Genomic DNA, 18,810 nt, shown 5'->3' with positions numbered 1-18,810 from the left:
CGGGGGTTGTGGCTCGGGCGGCGGCGGCGGCGGGTCCGGCTCGGGCGGGGGTTGTGGCTCGGGCGGCGGCGGCGGCGGGTCCGGCTCGGGCGGGGGTTGTGGCTGCGGCGGCACGGGATCGATCGGTATATCTATCACGCCGTCAGCATTGGATTCATCGAAGTCTGGCAGCCGAGACCCTGCAGGTCCGAGGCCTTCGTCGATCAATGGCGTCGTCTCAGGAGTCGGGGACGGTGGAGCGGCACTGAGATCAGTATCGGATTCCCGGGCGTCACTGGCGAGGTCGAACCGTACTGACTTCGTCTGCCCGTGAGCCAGGGGCGTCGCGGTCCGGATCGCTACGTAGTACGTCCCTGGCGGTAGAGCCTGCCAGTTGATCTGCTCGTTAAACGACTGCTGGCCCGCGGCAGGCTTCAGCGCCACACGTATGGGATCGCCTACCGGGTCTCCAAATTGTCCCTTGGTCCCGGGCTTGAATAGTTGAACGACGAGGTCGGTGACCGGTTGCGAATCGATCACCATCCGCAGCCGGTAGCTAACTGGGCCGGCACTCCTTAATGCTGCGGGCTTCGATAGCCAAGTGGAGCTTCCGAGTTTTATCGTTCCGGATTGAACAGACTTGAAGTCGCCCATGTCGCCTCCGAGGGATGCGGACTCAGAGCGCTTACAGAGTCAGGCGCGGTTATTTTCGCGCCCCGATATTCCATTGCACCTCCTGGTGCCGCGTTGTGCCATTCGTGAGTCGCCCTGGCCGGCATCCAGTTCGGCGGGACCGTAGCGGACTACGACGACGCCTACGCAAATGCTGAGCCGTCCGCTTCCTGACGCCTTGCTCCCCTCAACAGGCGGCCCTGCCTTCACGGCGAGGCGGCCTTCGGCCGCTTTCGCCCGCTGTAAGCAGGCGTCGCCGGAGTTCTACGGATCGGGCGGGCCAGCCGGCGGCCCGCCAAGTGCGCAATGATCGCTGGTGGCAGTTTCGGGGTGTCGGCTGACATGGAGGTCACCGTGGGGACGGCGTTACGGATCGACGTGGATGGGGCGGTCGTCGTACTGCCGTGGGCGGATGACGTTGCTGCGCGCATGGCTCAGGTGAGGGACGTGGTTGGCGGACCTGCGGACCGGGCGATCTACCACCGGCAGGCGCACTTTCATGTGCCCGGCAACGGGGCAGCTGAGGGGCTGCCCATGAACCTGGCTGCCTGGGTGCTGGCGTCGCAGTGGCGGGGTATGGAGATCTCGTACGGCTTCTACGGGCCGACGCTGGTGACGGGGCCTGACCGGTCCCCTCTCTCTGAGGGGATGGCCGCGGAGGTGCGCGCGGTGTGTGCGGCGGTCGCCGAGGTGCGACTGGAGTGGGTGACCCGGCCGCCGGCAGGGGAGGCTGCGGCCCGCGCGGAGGTTCTGGCTGCTGCCCGGCATGCGGTAGCGGCGTTGATCTGACCTCTTCCGAACCTGTTGTGGGGGCCTGCCGTCGGCAAGCCCCCACGCTTGGCTACATAGGCCACATCCGGAAACGGTTGTTGTCGGGTTTCGGGAACAACCGGGGATGACTGCTGCGGAAATGTTGGCGAGAACCAGGAACAGGGTTCTGTGCGTATCGCGCAGCGGCGGCCCGGTGCTGGCCCTAGCGGCCCACTTCCGCCCCCTCGATTAAGACCCGACGCTAAGAGATCGTTTTCGTCCGTTGTTTCATCCCGGGATGGTCCGTTTGGTGGGCTTCTTCGGGTCGCGCCAGGAGATGGCGTTCTCGCTGGTGATGCGGCGGGCCATGAGGTCGGCCATGGCAAGGTGGATCACGGCTTCGGAGCGGGTGTGAAGGGTCTCGTAGTCGCGGGCCAGGCGGCGGTGGAGCATGAGCCACCCGTAGGTTCGCTCAACCGCCCACCGCTTCGGGATCGGGGTGAAACCCCTGGTCCCGGGCTTGCGGGCGGTGATCTCCATGTCGATGCCGAGGGTGGCGGCGTGTTCGACGAGGTGCTGGCGGTAGCCGCCGTCGACCCACACCTTTCGGATGCCGGGGTGTTCGGCGGCGACCTGGTCCAGAAGCCGGGTGCCGGCTACGGAGTCCTGCACGCTGGCCGCGGTGACCAGCACCGCGAGGAGAAGGCCGAGTGTGTCGGTGACGATGCTCCGCTTCCTGCCGACGATCTTCTTGCCGGCGTCGATGCCCTGGCCGGAGGCGTGAACGCTGGTGGAGGTCTTGACGCTTTGGGCGTCGATCATGCAGGCCGAAGGCTCGGCATCGCGTCCCTCCTTCTCCCGCAGGAGCTGCCTGAGCATGCCGTTGAGCTGGGCGAACACGCCCTCGTCGGCCCATTTGGCGAAGTACCCGTAGACGGTGTTCCAGTGCGGAAAGTCGTGCGGAAGGTAGCGCCACTGGACCCCGGTCCGGTCGATATACAAGATCGCGTCCATGATGTCGCGCAGGTCGTGCTCGGGCGGCCGGCCGAAGTGCAGGGCCCGGCCCCGGCGCTCGAAGCGCCAGGCCGCGAGGACCGGCTCGATCAACTCCCACCGGGCATCGGACAGATCACTCGGATACGGACGTCGCTTCGCCATGCTTCCGGCGTACCGCGCCGGACCGAGTGCGCCCAGGCGCATAGGAATGACGACAGAAGCACCCACCTTCGATAGCCGGGCATCCTGGGATGAGACAGGCACGAGCAACTCCTCGCCTCATTCGTCACCCCTCAGGCCCCATTGGTCGCGGCCACACCTGCCGACTCTCCCGCACCACGATCCGACCATCCATGAATCAGTCGATAACGAGATGAGACAGACGAAAACGACCTCTAACAGCCCGGTTGATCCTGGAGTGACCCGAAGAGACTCATCCGTCGCACTCACGGGATGTGTGCCGGCACCGAGTTCTTACCTGCGGAGCCAGGGCCACCTCGGCCAGCAGGACCCGGTCCGTGTCCGGGGTCACCGAAGTCAGGGAGGAGAGCACAGACCGGCGGCCCGGACGAGTCTCGCGCACCGCCCGCCAGTCCAGCCGCGGCCGGACGACGTCCAACAGGGCATCGTTCCAGGCATTGCAGAGGGGGCGTTGATCAGGCAGCCGTGGCGCTTGCAGTCGATCTCCACTGCGTCCACTGGGGACCCCGGGGCGTATCACTACGTCGGAGTCCCGGCGCCGAGCCAGGAGACGGAACGCCGCCTGATCCGGGCCGAGCGGGACGTGCTGGTGCAGGAGGTGTGGGTGCGAATCAGACGGAGGAGGACGAGTCCGGCGGGTAGTCGTGCTGCGCGGCAGCATACGGTCAGTGGCTGGAAGCGTCGGAATGCCGTCGCAGCGAGCGGAGAGTAACGTCGGATATTAGGCAGTTGCAGTATGCGCTGCCCGCACGCGGGCAGTAGCGGCGATGCCTCCCTATCCCGCTTCCACGGCCTGTTTTTCGACGGCGGTTCTTGTGGTGCGGGAGACGAACACCTCCCCGACCATCAAGGAGACACCTTGTCCGGGAACCTGCTCTTCTACAGAGCCAGCAACGGGCACATCGCCACCAGCCAATTCGCCCCAGACGGCAAGTTCACAGCCCTCCTGGAAGGCCGGCTCGAAACCGGCTGGACCCACATCGTGCCACTCGAACAGGACCTGTTCTTCTACCGCAGCGGCGACGGCGTGAGTGCCACCGGCCGTGTGATTCACGATGGACACTTCGTCGCCCTCGAAAGCAACATCCTGCTCGACGCTCACTGGACCCATGTCACCCCCCTGGGACATGATCTGTTCTTCTACCGCGCGGGCAGCGGTGAGACTGCCACCGGCCGGGTCGATTCCGAGGGCACCTTCACCGCCCTTCAGAAAGGCAGCGTGAACAAGGACTGGAACATCATCGACGCCGTCGGACGCGAGCTTCTGTTCTATCGTTCTGACGGTCTCATCGCCACAGGCCGCATTGAGGGCGACGGAAGCTTCAGTGGCCTGGCAACGGGCAACCTCAGCCCGGGCTGGACGCACATCACCACCCACGGTCGGGAACTGTTCTTTTACAGAACCGACAACGGTGTCATAGCCACCGGGCGCCTCAGCGTCAACGGCATCTTCACCGGCCTTGCAACAGGTCAGGTGAAACCCGATTGGACGCACCTCAACCCCCTGGGCCGCGAACTCCAGTTCTACCGCAGGAGGGACGGACTCATCGCCACCACCCGGATCGACACTAACGGCATCTTCAGCAACCTCGGGCAGGCCAACGTCGACCCGCAGTTCGACCTCATCGCCGGCCTCGCCGGACTGTGAAACCAGCCACTCCCCCGCCATCCCCGCCCGTCACGGACGGCACCCGAGACGAGGAACCCCACCGGCAGCAGTCGCTGACCATGCGTCACACATGAACCGTACGGATAGCTGGCATGCCACAACCCCACCGCGGGCCCAGAGTCACGCCCCCGGGCGGGCCCCGAACTGGCCTAGTGCTGTGACCGGGAAGGTTCGCCGGGTTGAGGACGCTGGCGGCTCGGTGTTGTCAGAGGGAGGCCTGATGATGTTCCCAGCCGGCCACATCTCAGGGACGAGGGAAAACATGCCATCGGCATTGGAACGCCTCCAGGCGCTGCTCGGGGAGCCGGAGGAGGCGTGGGGCTGGCCGCGCCGAGAGGTCTGGGAGGCCTCCGAACAGCACCTCGGTGTCACGCTGCCCGCGGACTACAAGGCCTTCATGGACGTGTACGGGCCCGGAACCCTCGACGGGTACCTCCACCTCGACCGGCCGACTGGTCTCATGACCCCTGCCGAACTCGAGGACTTCTGGTCCCTGGAGGCCTGGCGCGACGCACGGAGAGGGTGCGAGGACCTCTACCCCTTCCCCTTCCACCCCGACCCTGGTGGGCTCATCCGCTGGGGCCACGACGAGCACAGCAGCGAGTACTACTTTCTGGCCAGCGACCCAGATCCGGGCAACTGGGAGATCGTGGTCGGCAGCGAATGCGCGGAGTGGTACCGCACCAGCGGCACCTTCACCGACTTCCTGATGCGCTGCTTCGACGGCCTCGACCGGGCACCGTTCATGGACCGCGCCTGGCCCGGAGGCGACGCCAGCTACGAACCCTTCGACATGTAGTGCTGTGCCCGGGATGGGTTGCCAGGTCGGGCGATCAGGCTGCGGCCGGCAGTGGCCTGCCGCCCCAGCGGAGACCTCGTTCGCTGCGGATGCGTGCGCGTTCGCGTCGTTGGGCGGCCAGGACGTCGGGGTGGCGGGCGTTCTGGTTGCGCCAGCGCAGGTAGGCGTGCAGGGCCCGGGTCTGGACGGTGTGGTTCGGATGGTGGGAGTTGGCGAGGGTGAACTGCCGCAGCGGCCCGAAGTGAGCCTCGATGGGGTTGGCCCAGGATGCGTAGGTGGGTGTGAAGCACAGCTCGACCTTGTTCCTGGCCGCCCACCTGCGGATCTTCCAATTCAGGTGGGCGGAGAGGTTGTCGAGGATCACGTAGATCGGGCCGCCGTCCGGGCGGGCTGCTCGGATCGACCGCAGAGCGGCCCAGGTGTGGTCGATGCCTTTGCGTCTGTGGTTGACGCCCCACAGCTTGTCGTCGCCGACGGAGTAGCAACCGTGGAAGTAGGTGATGCCGTGGGTGCGGCGGTAGGTGGCAGGCAGCCGGTCGGGGCGGCCCTGTTCGGCCCAGCATGAGCCGGCGATGGGGCGGATGCCGAGGGGCCCGAACTCGTCGAAGGCGAACGTGCGGTCCGGACGCTCGTTGACCGCGTACTCGATCCGGGCGAGCTTGGCGTCGAAGGCCGCGTCCGGGGATTCCTTCCAGGTCTTCGTCCGCTGGAAGGTGATCCCGCGGCGGGCCAGTAAGCACCGCAGGGCCTCGCGGCCGATCCGGACGGGCCGGGCTATGTTCCTGCGGAGGTGATCGACCAGTTTGCGGACCGACCAGCGGGTGAAGGGCTTGCCCAGCACGGTGGGCTGGGTGGTGGCCGTCTGGATGACGAAGTCCTCGTCGTCACTGCTCAGCAGGCGGGGACGGCCTCCCGCCCACTGAGGGTTGAGGCATGCGAGCCCGATCTCGTTGAAGCGGTGGATCACGTCCCGGACGGTGTCCTCGTCCGCCTGGACCAGCCGGGCGATCACCGGGACCGTGCTGCCGCCGGCCGAGGCCAGAAGCATCATCGCCCGCCGAAACCGCACCGGGCTCGTGCTGCCCCGCCGCACAAGTCTGCTGAAGCTTCCGCCCCTCCTGCTCCGTCAGCCTCCGGACCTTGACCGGTGGTGCCATCCCGCCTCCCCTGCTGGTTGGATGCGTCAAAACTTCCAACCAGCACAACGAGCAACCCGGTGAACCTATGCGGTCACAGCACTAGCGGGGGGCTCACGCACATCGCTGGCACCACCCGACCCACAGGCCCCGGGGATCCACGCGCAACACGTCCGCCTGCTGCTCCTGCTCCCAGCCCTCGGCGACAGGAACCTGTCCGACGAGCAGCCGCACTGATCGGCGATGCCCTCATCCAGGTGGGCATCGATGACAGCGCGCCCGTACTGGCAGATGCTCTCCTACTGCCCCCGGTGGGAGCCGGCTGGGTGGGCCCTGGCCTCCCTCTCCCCGATTTCCGGTACCCAGCAGGACCTCCCCGGCATCCTGAAATGCTACGAGGCAGGCAGCCCGCGGTGCGGAACCCGCCTCGCTCAAGGAATCATCCACGAGCAGAGCGACCGGCTTGCCCGAGCACTCGGCACCTGGCCCACGACATGACCACAGCCTTCAAGCCGACCAGCACACGAGACAGCCAGAAGCAAGCACCGGTGCGTTTCCAGAACTCGACAACACGCTTCCTACCGTCTACGGACCGTTCTCAGCGGTGGCCAACAAACGCTGCTGACTCTCGACGACAAAGCCACACGCTCATGTCGCGACGGGTCAGGGGGTTTTGGTGAGGGCGGCGCGGGGTGCGAGGACGCGGTCGATCGTGTCTTCGGTGGGGCCGTCGAGGGTGATGTCGTAGGTGCGGGCCATCTGCTGGAGGCGGGCGACCGTTTTGCGGATGGCGTGGTGGTTGTCGGCGGCCCATTCGATGTGCAGGAGGTCGCGGTAGAGGACCTCAGAGGTTTCCTCGATGTCGAGGGCGTGGAGGACGGTGCGACGGGCGGCGTCGAGGTCAGGGTTGTCGCCGTCGGTGTGCCAGCGGGCGAGGGTGTGGGCGGTGTCGGTGATCCGGGCCAGCATTTCCTGGGTGACGGCGTCGGCCCAGGGCAGGGTGCGGCCGTCGAAGGGCTTTCCGCGTACGAGGGCCATGGCCGCTTCGAGGTCGGCGATGCCGGCCTGCGGGCCGGCTGCGAGTCCGCGGGAGGCCAGGTCCTGGAATTCCTGCCAGTCGGAGGTAACCGAGGGGTGGAAGGTGTAGGCGCCGTTCTTGGGCCGGGGCAGCAGGGTGAGCCCGTCCGGGGTGGTGCCGATTTCGGCGCGGAGTTCGGAGAGGCGTGACTGCAGGGTGCGGACCGACCATGGGGTGACGGGGTCGATGGCCGTGCACAGATAGTCGGCGCTGCGGCCGGGTCGGAGGTGGATGAGGGCGGCGACGGCGGTGGTGCGTGGTGCGTGGGCGGATCCCGTACCGCCGGTGATGCGCAGCGTGCCGAGCATGTCGATACGGACCGAGTCGGCTGTGCCCTCGGCTCCGGCCGGGCCCGGCTGCGGGCGTGTACCGGGGGTGTGGCCGGCTGTCTGCTGGGGAAGCGGCGCGGGCACGGGCGTGGCGGCTGGGCTCTGGTCCCTTCCCTCACGGCCACCGGCGTCACCGGCGGCAGCGTCGTCCTCGGCCTTGGCTTCGGAGTCCGTGGTGTCGGTGGTGGCTGGTCCTGTGAGGCTGGCGAGGAGTGAGGGGAACGGGTTGCCCGGGTCCTGGGCTTCGTTGCTGGTGACGTGCACGGTCAGGGGCAGACCCGAGGCGGCCGGCTGCTGGTGGCTCTCGGCGAACTCCCATGCTCCGGTGGCCGGCGCGGCATCCTGGACGGCGACCTGCAGAGCGTGGACGTACTGCCGGTACTGCTCGTCGCTCACGCGCTGCAGGGTGACCGGTGTCTCCAGCGGGGCCAGGACGCTGTCCTGGTCGCGGGTGGCGTCGAGGATTTCCGCGTGCGGGAACACCAGGCGGGCATGCGGGGTGGCGGGCAGGACGACAGCGGTCTTCAGGTCGCGGGCGGAGGCGATGGCGTCGGCGAGGAGGGCGAGGTCCTGCTCGGTGTGGTCGCCAGCGCCGATCATCAGCCAGGGCAGGACCTGCTCCCCGGACTGGTGGGCTTCCACGAGGAGTTCACCGAGGTCGGTGGCGACGGCCGCCAGGTGGGGCATGGTGCGGATCCGGCCCTGCGGGAGTAGTCCGGACAGGCGGCTGCCGAGTCCGGCGGTCAGGATCTCGGCGTAGTCGGTCCACCCGCTCGTCCCGAGCTCCAGGGCCAGGGCGCGGGCAACTTCGAGGACCTCCTCGGGGCTGCCGTCCAGGAGCAGGATCCGGCAGGTGGTGAGGTCGGCCAGCAGCAGACCAGTGCTGTCGGCGCCGAGCGTGACCAGGCCGGGATACGGGGCGTGGACGTCGGCGAGGTCGTCGGCGCTGGGGAGGACGGCCTTGTTGTCGAGGACCCAGGTGCGGGTGTCCGGGCCGGCGGTGAACGGAGTGACGGGGTCGGCGGGTTCGTCCAGCAGCAGCGCCACGCCCTCGGCGGAGAGCCGTGCGCCGCGCAGCGCGGGCAGATCCCTGTGGTCGGTGGCGGCATGGTGGGCGAGGGCGCGCAGGACGCGGTCGAGGAGTTCTACGCCTTCCGGTTCGGCGACTGCGGCGAGGACCTGCTCGACGTTGGTGGGTTCGTCGTCCTGGGCGATGGTCTCGCCCGCGCGGCGGGCCCGCTGTTGCAGGATCCGCCGTACTCCGAGCGCTCCGGCGAGGGAGGCGGCGAGGAGCGTGCCGATCCCGGCGACCAGCGCCCAGTTCACGCGGTGCGAGGTCGCGGTGGCCTCGGCTGCGCCCGGCGCCGCCGTGGTGGCCGGGGAGGCGGACGGGCTGGTCGCGGCTGGCGGCGTGGCCTGCTTGGGGACCTGGCCGGGGTTCGGGCTGGCCGGGGTCGTCGGCGTGGTGGTGCTCGCGGCCGCCGAGGGCGCCGCAGCCCCCGGGGACTTCGGGGATGCCGGGGTGGTTGCCGGGCTCGGTGCCGAAGGCGTCGCCGTGGGGCCGGGGGTGGGTGTCACCGCCGGCGGGGTGGCGGGCTTGACGGTGGGCGCGGGTGACGCCGGTGCGGCGGGCGGGGTGGTGCCGTTGCCGGGCTGCGACTGCGGCGGGGCAGGAGTGGGGGCCGGGGGGAGGGTGAGCTGCTGGCCGGGGTAGATCAGGTTCGGGTCGGTGAACGTCCCGGCGCCGCCGGGCAGGGGCGTGCCCTTGTTCAGCTCGAACACCTCCGGGTACCGGTTGGCGTCCCCGAGCTGCTCGGCGGCGATGGAGGTGAGGTTGTCTCCCGCCCGGACGCTGTACTGGGTTGCGTGGGCCGGGGCGGTGGTGACGGCGTCGCCGTGCTCGCCCTGGGCGCGGTGTCCCGTGGGCGGGGGAGGGGTGGCGTCGTGGGGGAGGGTGAGGATCCATCCGGGCTGGATGGGCTGGTCGGCGTGGAAGACCGTGCCGTCGGTCATGGTGTGGCCCGCGTTGAGGGCGGCGATCTCCTCCCACCGGGTGGCGTCGCCCAGGCTGGTTGCCGCGATCGACCACAGGCTCTCGGCCGGGCGCACGTCCCGCACTGTGTGCGTCACCGCGCCCCCGGTGTCCTGGGCCGCTGCGGGATCCGCGCGGATGCCTGCGGCCGCACTGTCCGTGCCGGGTACGGCGGCCGCGCTCGCGCTCACCGGTGTGTTCTGGGCGGGTGAGGCGGTGGCCGGTGCGGCGAGGGCAGTCCCGGCGGGCAGGGCCAGCAGGACCGCCCCGACGAGTGCCGCGGCGGTGCGCTGCCCGACGAGTCCCCGGATCTGCGGGGCGCTGCGCCCGCGCAGCTGGGCCGGGACTTCCAGTAGGACCGCGACCGCGAAGAGAGCCCAGCCGATCCACCCGGCGGCGGCCAGGAGCAGCAGGAAGACCTGTCCGGAGTCGTCGGTGGACAGCAGGTTCGCCAGGGCGGCGATGCCCGGTGGTCCGACCTGGGCGGTGGCCCACCACAGCAAGACGGGCAGGCCGGCCAGGAGGGCGGCGAGGACGGTGAGGGAGAGCAGGCCGCGCGTGAGGGCGGCCGCCGTCTGGGCGCGCCCGCGCCCGGGGCGGGGCCGGGGGGTGTGGCCGGGGGTGGGCTGGCTCATGGGCGGGTCCTTCGTGCGCGGGTGCAGCGGGCTACTGGGGTTGGGTGATGCCGTGCAGGAGGCGGGCGGTGCCGTGGCCGGTCACGTTCATGGACCCGATCCCGGCGACTGCCAGGAATTTGGTGGCGTAGGTGTCGTGGACGGTGACGGTGAGTTCGGTTCCGTCCCCGGACAGGGCGGTGCTGCCTTGGGTGCCGGCGCGTGCGAGGTAGGCCTGGGCTGCGGCCTGGGCGGCCGCGGGGTCGGCGCGGATCTGCTGGCCGGTGATCGCGGTGGCGGGGTCGATGGCCTGCCCGGCGGCGCGGGCGGCCTCCATGGCGATGGAGTCGGCGCGTTCGGTGGCGCGGAGTTTCCCGCTGCCGTCGATGGCGAGTCCGATGATGCCCAGCAGGGCCACGGTGACGATCGCGGTATAGATCGCGATGCCGCCTTCGTCGTCGCGCAGGCTCCGCCGTACCCGCCGCGGTGCGGCGGGCGCCGGGGAAAGGCTGGGGGCGGGCGGGGCGGTGGCGGGGTCCGGTGTGGGCATGTGGTTATCCCTTGGAGCGGTAGGCGTCCACTACCGAGGTGAAGGTGCTGGTCAGTGTCTTGGATCCGGGGATCCCGGGGATCAGCAGGTCGGACAGGGGCACGGTGCAGGAGATGGTGACCGTCACGGTTCCGACGTCGCCGAGCGGTACGGCCAGGCCGGAGGCGTTGACGCTGGTGTGGGTCGAGGCGCAGTGGATGCCCTGGTCGGCGAGGGAGCGTGCGGCGGCGCTGGACGCTTCGCTCTGGGCGCCGGAGTAGGTGCGGGAGATGGAAGCGGCGCGGGCGGCGTCTTCGGCGGCGGCGTCGATTTTCGCGCCGGAGGTGACGATGCGGCCGCCCGCGATGGCCAGGCAGAGCAGCATGAGCAGCAGCGGGGTGACGATCGCGGCCGCGATGGACTCGCTGCCCCGGTCCTCGCGCAGCCGTGCGCCCAGGCGGCTCCGCCTGGTGGTGGCCGGCGGCGGGCTGTGGGTCATGGGGTGGTCCACCGTTCGCGTGGGGCACCGGCCGACTGGGACACGCTCAGTCCCGACAGGCCCGGAATCAGTGAGGGGGCTTGTCCGGTGACGGTGACGCGGACCTCTGTGGCGCTGCTGCCCGCGGTGCTGACCGTGGCCTGCCCGAGGCTGTCACCGGCGATCCGGTCCAGGGTTTCCCGGGCCCGGGCCGCGCCCGCGCCTTCCGGAGCCTGGTAGGTGCGGGCTGCGGCGACCCCTTCACGGGCGGCGGTGAGCGCGATGTTCCGGGCGAAGAACCACATGGATGCCTGGACCACGGCGACGGTGATCAGGATGACGAACGGGAACACGATCGCCATCTGGATCGATGCCTCCCCCCGATCCCAGGGGCGCCGGACTTGATCCTCGGCCTGTTCCGGATCCGCCTGCCCGGCCTCGGCCCTCTGCGAGTCGTTGCCCGCCGTGCTCTTCACCGCACCCCCTTCGCCGCCTGCTCCCGTCCGCCGTGCCTGTCAGATTCCGCTGAGCTTGCCCTGGTACTTGACGACGACGACCGCGATCGTCCCGGCGATGGCAAGGGCTCCGGCGACGGCGGCGGTCCAGATGATGATGGTCGTGATGGAGATGTCGCCTCGGTCCTGATCGCCGCGGCTGTGGGCCTTGATGTTCTCCCAGTGGGCCTTGGCGGCCAGGGACAGACGGATGGCCAGCTTGGTCATGCGGGGACTCCTTTGCTGTGGGTCAGGTGGTGAGCATGCGGATGACGGCCGGAAATGCGATCAGCAGCATGACCAGGACGGCGAGGAGCGCGCCGGGGGCGGTCATCTTCTCGCTGTTGGAGTTGGCTTCTGCTGCCTGATCGGCGAGGAGCTCGGTGCGCAGGTTCTTCGCGCGGGAGCGGAGGGTGGAGTAGACGGAGGCTCCGTCGTCGGCGGACTGCCGCATGATCGCGGCGAGGTCGTCCAGGACGGGCAGGTCGAGTTCTGCGGTCAGACGGGCCAGGGATTCCCAGTGCGCGACCTTGTCGACCCGGGACTGCGCCAGCGCTCCCCGGATCCGCTGGAACGCCCAGCCGTCGCCGACCTGGGCGGCCTGTTCCATGGCCTGCTCGGCGGAGACGTTCCCGGCCCGGCGCAGCGCGACGAGGTCGAGGTAGGCGGCCATGGCGTGCGCGAACTCGCTGCGGGCGCGTTTGGCTTTGTCCCGGGTGGCGAGGTCGGGGGCGAACCAGAGCACGACCGCGGCCAGGATCCCGACGATCGCGGGCAGGTAGAGCGGCACGCCGAGGAGCAGCAGCGGGATGGTGGACAGCGGTGGCAGCAGCAGCCCTCCGCCGGCCAGGGCCATCTTGGTCAGCATGAACCGGGCGGGGGTGGTGCCGGTCAGGGCGAGGTCCTTGTGGGGGATCCGTACGCCGGGTACGTCCGTCATCCGCTCGACGAGCCACTGTCCCCACCGCTCGTCCCGGTCGGGGCTCTCGCCGTCGGGGCGCGGGGGCGGTGCGGGCTGGTTGAGGCGGCGCAGCGCGGGCCCGAGCGCGGGCGCGGGGCGCAGGACTTCGCGGACCAGGAGTGCGCAGCCGGCTCCGATGGCCGCGCCGGACAGGATCGCGGCTACCGGCATCATGCGGTCACCTCCGCACTCGTTGCCCCGGCCCCGGCTGTGGGTTCGTCGTCGGGGAGGGGGGCGGGGGAGACGGCGCTGCGGGGGTCGGTGATCAGGAAGCGGGGAACGGGCTTGGTGTCGGCGATCTGCCGCATCATCGCCAGGACGCCCACGAACCCGGCCAGCAGGACCGCCAGAACCAGCTGGCCCAGCATGGTGCCGTAGGGAGCGGTGTAGGAGGGGATGAGGAAGCCGGCACCGATGACGCCGAGGGTGATGATCGTCATCCACCGCATCGTCGTGCGTGGCTTGGCCCGGTCGGCCTCGATCGCACGCCTGCGGGCGACTTCCTCGTGGACGGACTCGGCGAGGTCGTCCAGGGCCTGGGCGAGGCCGGGGCCGCGGTCGGCGGCCGACAGGATCAGGGCGGCCACCACCTTGTCCGCGGTCACGTCGTTCAGGGCGTCACCGAACTCGCGCAGGGCGTCCGTCGGCCGCCATCCCACCTGGAGCCGGTCGACCAGGTCGGCGACCTCCTCGGCGATGGCCTCCGGGCAGCCCTTGCGGGAGATGTGCAGGGCCTCGTCCAGGCCCCGCCCGAGGCGGAGCACGTTGGCCAGGCGCTGCGTCCAGTCTCCGAGCGACTCCAGTTTCGCGATCCGCGCGGTCGCGGACTTCGTGGGCGAGAGCAGCCACGGCACGCCAGTCACGGCCAGGAGCAGCATCGCTCCCGCCACGAACACGCCCGTGACCAGCCACAGAACGATCCCGGCAACCGCGCCGACGACCAGCCGGGTACGGCGGGCCATCTGCTCGTCGCGGCCCGCCAGCTGACGCCCGGCCCTTATCCGGGCGGCCAGCGTGGGCCCCTTGGGCGTGGTGGTACCGATGACCCCGGCGACCAGTCCCACCAGGCCGCCGGTGACGGCGAGGCCGGCCACCACCCACAGCAGCAGCGTTGTCACCGGACGTCCTCCGTGATCATCAGCGGCAGGGCTGCCGGCCAGGCACCGCCCGGCTCGGACAGCAGCGCGGGATCGAAGCCCACGCGCCGCAGGTCGTTGATGCAGCGGGGGAGCATGAGCGGCACACCGCGGTGCTCTCCCCACTCCGGGCGCGGCCCGAAGATCTGGTTGGTGTCCGGGCGCCCGCCCTCGCCGATCCCGGTGACCTCCAGGACGTGGGAAACGAACCGGTGCCGGTGCCCGCCGATCTTGGTCTCGTCGATGGAGGACACGAACACGATGAAGTTCAGTCCGTTCGCGGCCTGCCGGTAGGCGAGGGCCTCCGACATGTTGGCCTGCGCGAGGAGATACAGCTCGGCGATCCGGTCGAACACGACGCTGGGACGGATGGCGTGCAGGGTGCACAGGTTGCCGCCCGCACCGTTCGTCATCGCCTGCAGCATGGCCACGATCTCGGGGCCGCGGACCTCCCCGACCACGATCCGCGTCAGCGTCATGCGCAGCGCCCGGTACATGAGGTCCATGAGGGAGATCTCGCCGGCGGCCTGCCCGCCGACCATCTCCCCGTTGGACTCGCGGGCCTCCATCGGCACGACCTGGCGGTGGTACCCGTTCTCGTGGGCGAACAGCTCGTGTTCGGTCTCCAGGGTCGCGAACCGCTCGTCGGGATCGATCTCCCGAAGGAGCGCCCGCAGCAGCGTCGTCTTCCCGGCGGCCTGACCACCGACGATCATCACGTTCTTCTCCGCGCGCACGCAGGCCCGCAGGAACGACTCCAGGGTGCTGTCCAGCATCCCGCGCGCCACCAGCTCGGGCAGGTCCGCATGCCGCATCGTGTGCCGGCGGATCGTCACGAACGTGCCGGGGGTGACATCGGTGACCGCCTGCAGACGGGAGCCGTCCGCCAGACGCAGTGCGAGGAACGGATCCGCCGTCGACAGGGAGCGCTCGTTCTGACCGGTCGTGCGCCGCGCGAGGTCGCGCAGGAGTTCACGCAGCTCCTCGTCGGAGTCCGCCACCGGCGCGACCTCCACGCGGCGCCCGTCGGTGAAGTCCAGCCACGTCCGCGTGTGCCCGTTGATGAAGATGTTCTCGACCAGCGGGTTGTCGAGATGCTGCTGGAGACGACCGGCCCGGAACTGGAGGTCGAACACGGCCTGCGCGGTCGCCGCGTCCTCACTCGCCGACGTCGCGAAACCCCGCTTGACGGCCTCGGCATCCGACCACACCGCCACCTGCTCGTTGATCAGGTGGCGGCCCTGCTGCTCCTGCGCGGCCAGGCTCATGCCCGGCCGGCTGCGCAGCATCTCGGTGAGCCGCTCCCCGACCTCCTTCTTGATCAGCCGGACCGCCGTGTAGTCCACGGCGGCCGGTGCGCTGGCCACGGCCACGGCCTGGGACGGGAAGCCGGCGCGCGGATCCACGGGTACGGCCGCGCCGGGCACCGGCCCTCCCCCGGGAGGCTGAGTCATACGGTGCGGGGGGAGACCGCGCGGGGCCGCGAGGCGTGCTTCCAGCGAGACCTGGGGGTTGCTGTGAAGAGGGTTAGCGCGCACCGCTCACCACCCGTCCCAGACCGGACGTGGGTGGCCGCGGGGCCAGGCGGGAGCGGCGGATCGCCACCAGCTCCTGCACCCGCAGAGCGGCCGAACGGGCCGCCCTCATGAGCTCGCCCGACTCGAACCGGCGCGGCTGCTCCGCCCCGTCGGACAGCACCGCGGCTTCCTTCGGCCGCCACGGCAGCACCGCGGTCACCGTGACACCCAGGTTCGCGCGGACCTCCTCCTTGGAGAACGGACCGCTGTCGATGAGGAACATGCCGATTTCGGTGCTGGTGCCGAGCTGCTCACGCAATGCGTCCAGGCGGACCTGGGCGCTCTGCAGCCCGCGCAGAGTGTTCCGGGCGACCAGCACCACAGCGTCGGCGCGCTGCGCGAGGACGGAGGACGGGCCGAACGCGCCGCGTCGGCCGAGGTCGATCAGCACGTCGTGCCCGTGCTCCTCGATGCCCGAGAACAGCCCGGCGAGCGGCTTCCACACCGGCTCCATCGCGGAGGCGTGCGCGGGATCGTAGAGGCCCGGCAGCACCAGCCGGTCGCGGGTCCCCGCGTCGGTGATGTCCACCAGCTGCCGCCAGAACGCCTCACCGAGCTGCCCCTGACGCCCCGCAACCGCCAGATTCCGCAGGCCGTGGGCGTTGTCGAGGGTGCCCTGCAAGGCGCCGGGCAGGATCGCCCCACCGTCCGGGTCCGCCTCCGCCAGGATCACCCGATGCCCTTCCGGCAGCGGCCACGTCATCAGCAGCGCCATTGCGGCCGTGGTCACCCCGGGCGCACCAAGCCCGCCCGCAAGCGCGATCACCGTCATCAGCTGCCCCCCTGCGCCGCGACGATCAAAGCGACCGCGCCGGTCGCCGCGCGCGCGGCCAGCGTGGGGCCATCGGCGGCGGGTACCGCAACGTCCACCGTCGCCACCCCCGTTGCCGGAGCCGCCTCACCGACGGCAACCACCGTCGCGGCCAGCGTCTTCGGAGCCCCGGCCGGCTCACCCGCCTTGCCTCCGGCCGCGGCTGCGGCCGCCTGCGCCGGATCCGGCGTCGACACGATCAGGACCTTCTGCCCCGGGCTCAGCCGGCTCGCGGGAAGCTGCGAAGGCTTCAGCGCCACACCCACCAACTGCTCACCCGCCTTGACCAGCGAAGACGAAGTGACCTGCGCGGGGGAGAGAAGGGAGCCGGCGGCCAAGGCGACGGCGGCGCGCTTGCCGACCATCTCGCCCTTCCGCGCGACGGGGACGGCCTTGACCGCCGGATCCAGCGCCAGGGACGCGGGAGCGAGGTCTGCCTCGGTGACAGCGTTTCCCACCGGCACATCCCGCGCCACCACCAGCACGGCGGAGCGCTGCCCGGACGCGGTGAACAGCAGGGCGCCCGACAACCCCCCGGCCGCGATGAGGGCAACGGACAGGGCGATCAGGCCCGGCCGGCGGCGCCGCTGACGCACGACGCGCGGCGCAGCCGCCGGATTCCCCGGCCCGCCCGTCCCTCCGGTCCCCGGAACGGCCGCCCGGCCGGGCGTGGGCGTGGTGGTGGTGCTCACGTGCAGTGCCTCCAGAAAGAAGGGAAGGAAGTGTTGTCGCTGCCGGGCCTGCTACTGGCCGACGACCTGGAGCTCTCCGACGGCGACCGTGAACGCCGACTGGCGGACTTCGGTCAGCTGACCGGTCTGCCCGCCACCGGTCACTGCCCAGTCGATGCTCCAGGTGGACGTCGCGGTGCCCTGGTACTTGCCGCCGGGGCTGCGGGCCGACGTCGCCTTGTAGCGGTGGCCGCAGTCCGGTGACTCCGCCATACCGCGCGAAGCCGCATACGGGGTGCCGGGACCGGTACAGGTCACGCTCGATCCGTCACCCATGCTCCACACCACCCGCGACACCCTGGCCGTCGCGGTGACGGTGATCCCGCCTGCCGACGCAGAGGCCGAGTTGGGCCCCCACGTCGTCTGGCTCTGGCTCACCCACATCCACACGGGCACGCCCACCGTGTATGTGCCATCGCCCCTTGGGCTGACGATCGCGGGCCCTGACAGGAGCATGCTGTCGACCGCCCGTTGCGCGAGGACAGCCGGATCGACGGCCGGAGCCGGGGCGTTCTGCGACCAGAACGCTGCTCCCATGAGGTCCATGTTCCTGACGCCGTCCGGGCCTGCGCCTAGACAGGGGTTGAGGTAGATGGCGCCGTCACCCGGTCCGTGCCCTTGCCAGAGAGGGTGGCCTGCGGGGGGCTGAGGCTCCAGCCGGGTGATGGCACAGGCCGGTGTATCCGTCCAGTCACTGGCGCCACCACCACTCGCGGGAGGCTTCCCACCCCCGCCCCGGCCGGGCTTGCTGTCATTGGAGGTACCGCTGTCGCCGGGGCTATCAGCGCAGACGCTCATCCAGGCAGGGCCACGGCTGCAGATGCCTCCGCCAGCAGACGCGGGAGCGGCAGTGACCAGGGCCAGGCAGAACGAGGCGGCGGCGACCGGCAGGGCGGCCCGTCTCAGCACGTGCGGTCCCCGTGGCGGACGAACTTGGTGAACCACCACTGCCCGTTCAGGAACATGGCGTCGAACTCGGTGACGTACCGCATCGGCTGCTCGGTGGGGTACGGCAGTACCTGGCCGTTCGAGCGCTCCACGATCTGCCAGGTGGACAGATCGAGGCAGTCGGAGATCGTCGCGGTGGGCCGGTCACCCGACACGGTCAGCGCCGAGACCTCGGCGCGGTGCCCCGGGGCACCCTTCATCGCTGTATCGCTCTGCTTCATCTTCGTGACGTCGGAAATCGTCTCGTTCAACGCGGCATCCGATGCGTAGAACACGACCTTTGTGCCGTTTACCGATCCGGTCTCGTACGCTTTGGCGGCCTCTACCCAGAATGCGGCGTACCTGTCGAGGACCTTTGCCTTCTCGGCTGCCTGAGGGTCGGCACTGGCCGGCGGGGAGGCACTGATCGGGGCGCTGGTGCCGGGGCTGCTGGTCGGGGCCGCCTTGTTGTCACCGCCGTCGTTGCTGCTGCAGCCCGCCGTGAGGACCGCGACGGCCGCGGTGACGGCGGCGGCTGTGAGCAGCCGGCGGTGAGCGGTGCGGGTGTAGTGCTGTCGTGCCGTTGTCACGGAGATCTCCCCGGTGGTCACCTCGGCGGGCGGGCGTGCAGAGCAGCCCGGCCGCGCCGTCTCATCGCTTGTGCAACGTGTTTGTCTCATAGCGGTGCGTCGTACTGGGCACCTTACGATGACAACGCCTCAGCTCCTACGGGGTTCTTGAGGCTCACGTTCCCGAGTGTCACGCTTTGCCCGGCATTGTCGAAAAGTCATACGCAGAAGGCCTTCTGACGTGCAGCCTTATGCCTCGGCTGCCGGATGACGGCTGCCGCGGCAGGCTTGCCGCCGACGTGGCCGGATTCCATCCCTCTGGCTGGTTCTTTGCTTCCGTAA

General features: G+C 70.1%; 16 protein-coding genes and 2 pseudogenes. 3 read left to right on the top strand and 15 right to left on the bottom strand.

Annotated elements, in window-relative coordinates; translation table 11 throughout:
- Positions 1 to 633: pseudogene (locus IE244_RS42610) on the bottom strand (hypothetical protein); the annotation flags it as partial.
- 360 nt (positions 634 to 993) lie between these two features.
- On the opposite strand from IE244_RS42610, the gene IE244_RS40350 reads away from it, so the two are divergent.
- Complete coding sequence (locus tag IE244_RS40350; protein WP_191878545.1) at positions 994 to 1,440, top strand: hypothetical protein; 447 nt, start codon at positions 994 to 996, stop codon at positions 1,438 to 1,440.
- Positions 1,441 to 1,689: 249 nt separating this feature from the next.
- On the opposite strand, the gene IE244_RS40345 is transcribed toward IE244_RS40350, so the two are convergent.
- Positions 1,690 to 2,559: an IS5 family transposase gene (locus IE244_RS40345; protein WP_191878544.1), complete on the bottom strand. Its 870-nt coding sequence runs from the start codon at positions 2,557 to 2,559 to the stop codon at positions 1,690 to 1,692.
- An 898-nt stretch (positions 2,560 to 3,457) separates the two neighbouring features.
- Between IE244_RS40345 and IE244_RS40340 the strand changes: the two genes are divergently transcribed.
- Both IE244_RS40340 and IE244_RS40335 read left to right on the top strand, forming a co-directional pair.
- On the top strand, positions 3,458 to 4,246 hold the full coding sequence (locus IE244_RS40340; RefSeq protein ID WP_191878543.1) for a hypothetical protein: 789 nt from the start codon (positions 3,458 to 3,460) through the stop codon (positions 4,244 to 4,246).
- A 283-nt stretch (positions 4,247 to 4,529) separates the two neighbouring features.
- Positions 4,530 to 5,066 carry an SMI1/KNR4 family protein gene (locus IE244_RS40335; protein WP_191878542.1) on the top strand — a complete coding sequence of 179 codons (537 nt, stop codon included), beginning with the start codon at positions 4,530 to 4,532 and terminating at the stop codon, positions 5,064 to 5,066.
- 34 nt (positions 5,067 to 5,100) lie between these two features.
- Here IE244_RS40335 and IE244_RS40330 read toward each other — a convergent pair.
- The 13 genes and pseudogenes from IE244_RS40330 to IE244_RS40270 all read right to left on the bottom strand — a co-directional run bounded on the left by IE244_RS40330 (position 5,101) and on the right by IE244_RS40270 (position 18,489).
- Positions 5,101 to 6,223 (bottom strand): annotated as a pseudogene (locus IE244_RS40330) (IS630 family transposase).
- Between the two features lie 642 nt (positions 6,224 to 6,865).
- Entirely contained in the window at positions 6,866 to 10,276 is a 3,411-nt protein-coding gene (locus IE244_RS40325) for a LysM peptidoglycan-binding domain-containing protein (RefSeq protein ID WP_191878541.1), read from the bottom strand.
- A 31-nt stretch (positions 10,277 to 10,307) separates the two neighbouring features.
- Positions 10,308 to 10,805: a TadE/TadG family type IV pilus assembly protein gene (locus tag IE244_RS40320; protein ID WP_229854844.1), complete on the bottom strand. Its 498-nt coding sequence runs from the start codon at positions 10,803 to 10,805 to the stop codon at positions 10,308 to 10,310.
- 4 nt (positions 10,806 to 10,809) lie between these two features.
- Complete coding sequence (locus IE244_RS40315; protein ID WP_191878540.1) at positions 10,810 to 11,283, bottom strand: TadE/TadG family type IV pilus assembly protein; 474 nt, start codon at positions 11,281 to 11,283, stop codon at positions 10,810 to 10,812.
- Complete coding sequence (locus IE244_RS40310; protein WP_191878539.1) at positions 11,280 to 11,738, bottom strand: TadE family protein; 459 nt, start codon at positions 11,736 to 11,738, stop codon at positions 11,280 to 11,282. Before IE244_RS40310 ends, IE244_RS40315 begins: the two co-directional genes overlap by 4 nt.
- Positions 11,739 to 11,777: 39 nt before the next feature.
- Positions 11,778 to 11,984 (bottom strand): hypothetical protein, encoded by a 207-nt coding sequence (locus tag IE244_RS40305; RefSeq protein ID WP_191878554.1) that lies wholly within the window; start codon positions 11,982 to 11,984, stop codon positions 11,778 to 11,780.
- Between the two features lie 22 nt (positions 11,985 to 12,006).
- The gene (locus IE244_RS40300; RefSeq protein ID WP_191878538.1) at positions 12,007 to 12,891 is read right to left on the bottom strand and encodes a type II secretion system F family protein; all 885 of its coding nucleotides are present in this window, start codon (positions 12,889 to 12,891) and stop codon (positions 12,007 to 12,009) included.
- Positions 12,888 to 13,835 carry a type II secretion system F family protein gene (locus IE244_RS40295; RefSeq protein ID WP_229854843.1) on the bottom strand — a complete coding sequence of 316 codons (948 nt, stop codon included), beginning with the start codon at positions 13,833 to 13,835 and terminating at the stop codon, positions 12,888 to 12,890. Before IE244_RS40295 ends, IE244_RS40300 begins: the two co-directional genes overlap by 4 nt.
- Entirely contained in the window at positions 13,832 to 15,391 is a 1,560-nt protein-coding gene (locus tag IE244_RS40290; RefSeq protein WP_373305837.1) for a TadA family conjugal transfer-associated ATPase, read from the bottom strand. The genes IE244_RS40295 and IE244_RS40290 overlap by 4 nt, the downstream gene beginning before the upstream one ends.
- Positions 15,381 to 16,160 (bottom strand): CpaE/TadZ family protein, encoded by a 780-nt coding sequence (locus IE244_RS40285; RefSeq protein ID WP_373305836.1) that lies wholly within the window; start codon positions 16,158 to 16,160, stop codon positions 15,381 to 15,383. Before IE244_RS40285 ends, IE244_RS40290 begins: the two co-directional genes overlap by 11 nt.
- 41 nt (positions 16,161 to 16,201) lie before the next feature.
- Positions 16,202 to 16,933, bottom strand: coding sequence for an SAF domain-containing protein (locus IE244_RS40280; RefSeq protein ID WP_229854841.1), 732 nt, complete (start codon positions 16,931 to 16,933; stop codon positions 16,202 to 16,204).
- Positions 16,934 to 16,984: 51 nt separating this feature from the next.
- On the bottom strand, positions 16,985 to 17,230 hold the full coding sequence (locus IE244_RS42605) for a hypothetical protein (protein ID WP_229854840.1): 246 nt from the start codon (positions 17,228 to 17,230) through the stop codon (positions 16,985 to 16,987).
- Positions 17,231 to 17,874: 644 nt separating this feature from the next.
- Positions 17,875 to 18,489: a hypothetical protein gene (locus IE244_RS40270; RefSeq protein ID WP_191878534.1), complete on the bottom strand. Its 615-nt coding sequence runs from the start codon at positions 18,487 to 18,489 to the stop codon at positions 17,875 to 17,877.
- Between the last annotated feature and the right edge of the window lie 321 nt (positions 18,490 to 18,810).

Origin of the sequence: Streptomyces filipinensis (assembly GCF_014649495.1) — a bacterium.
Taxonomy (GTDB): domain Bacteria; phylum Actinomycetota; class Actinomycetes; order Streptomycetales; family Streptomycetaceae; genus Streptomyces; species Streptomyces filipinensis.
Note: the sequence above shows the minus strand (reverse complement) of the source record. Positions and strands in the feature narration are given on the sequence as shown.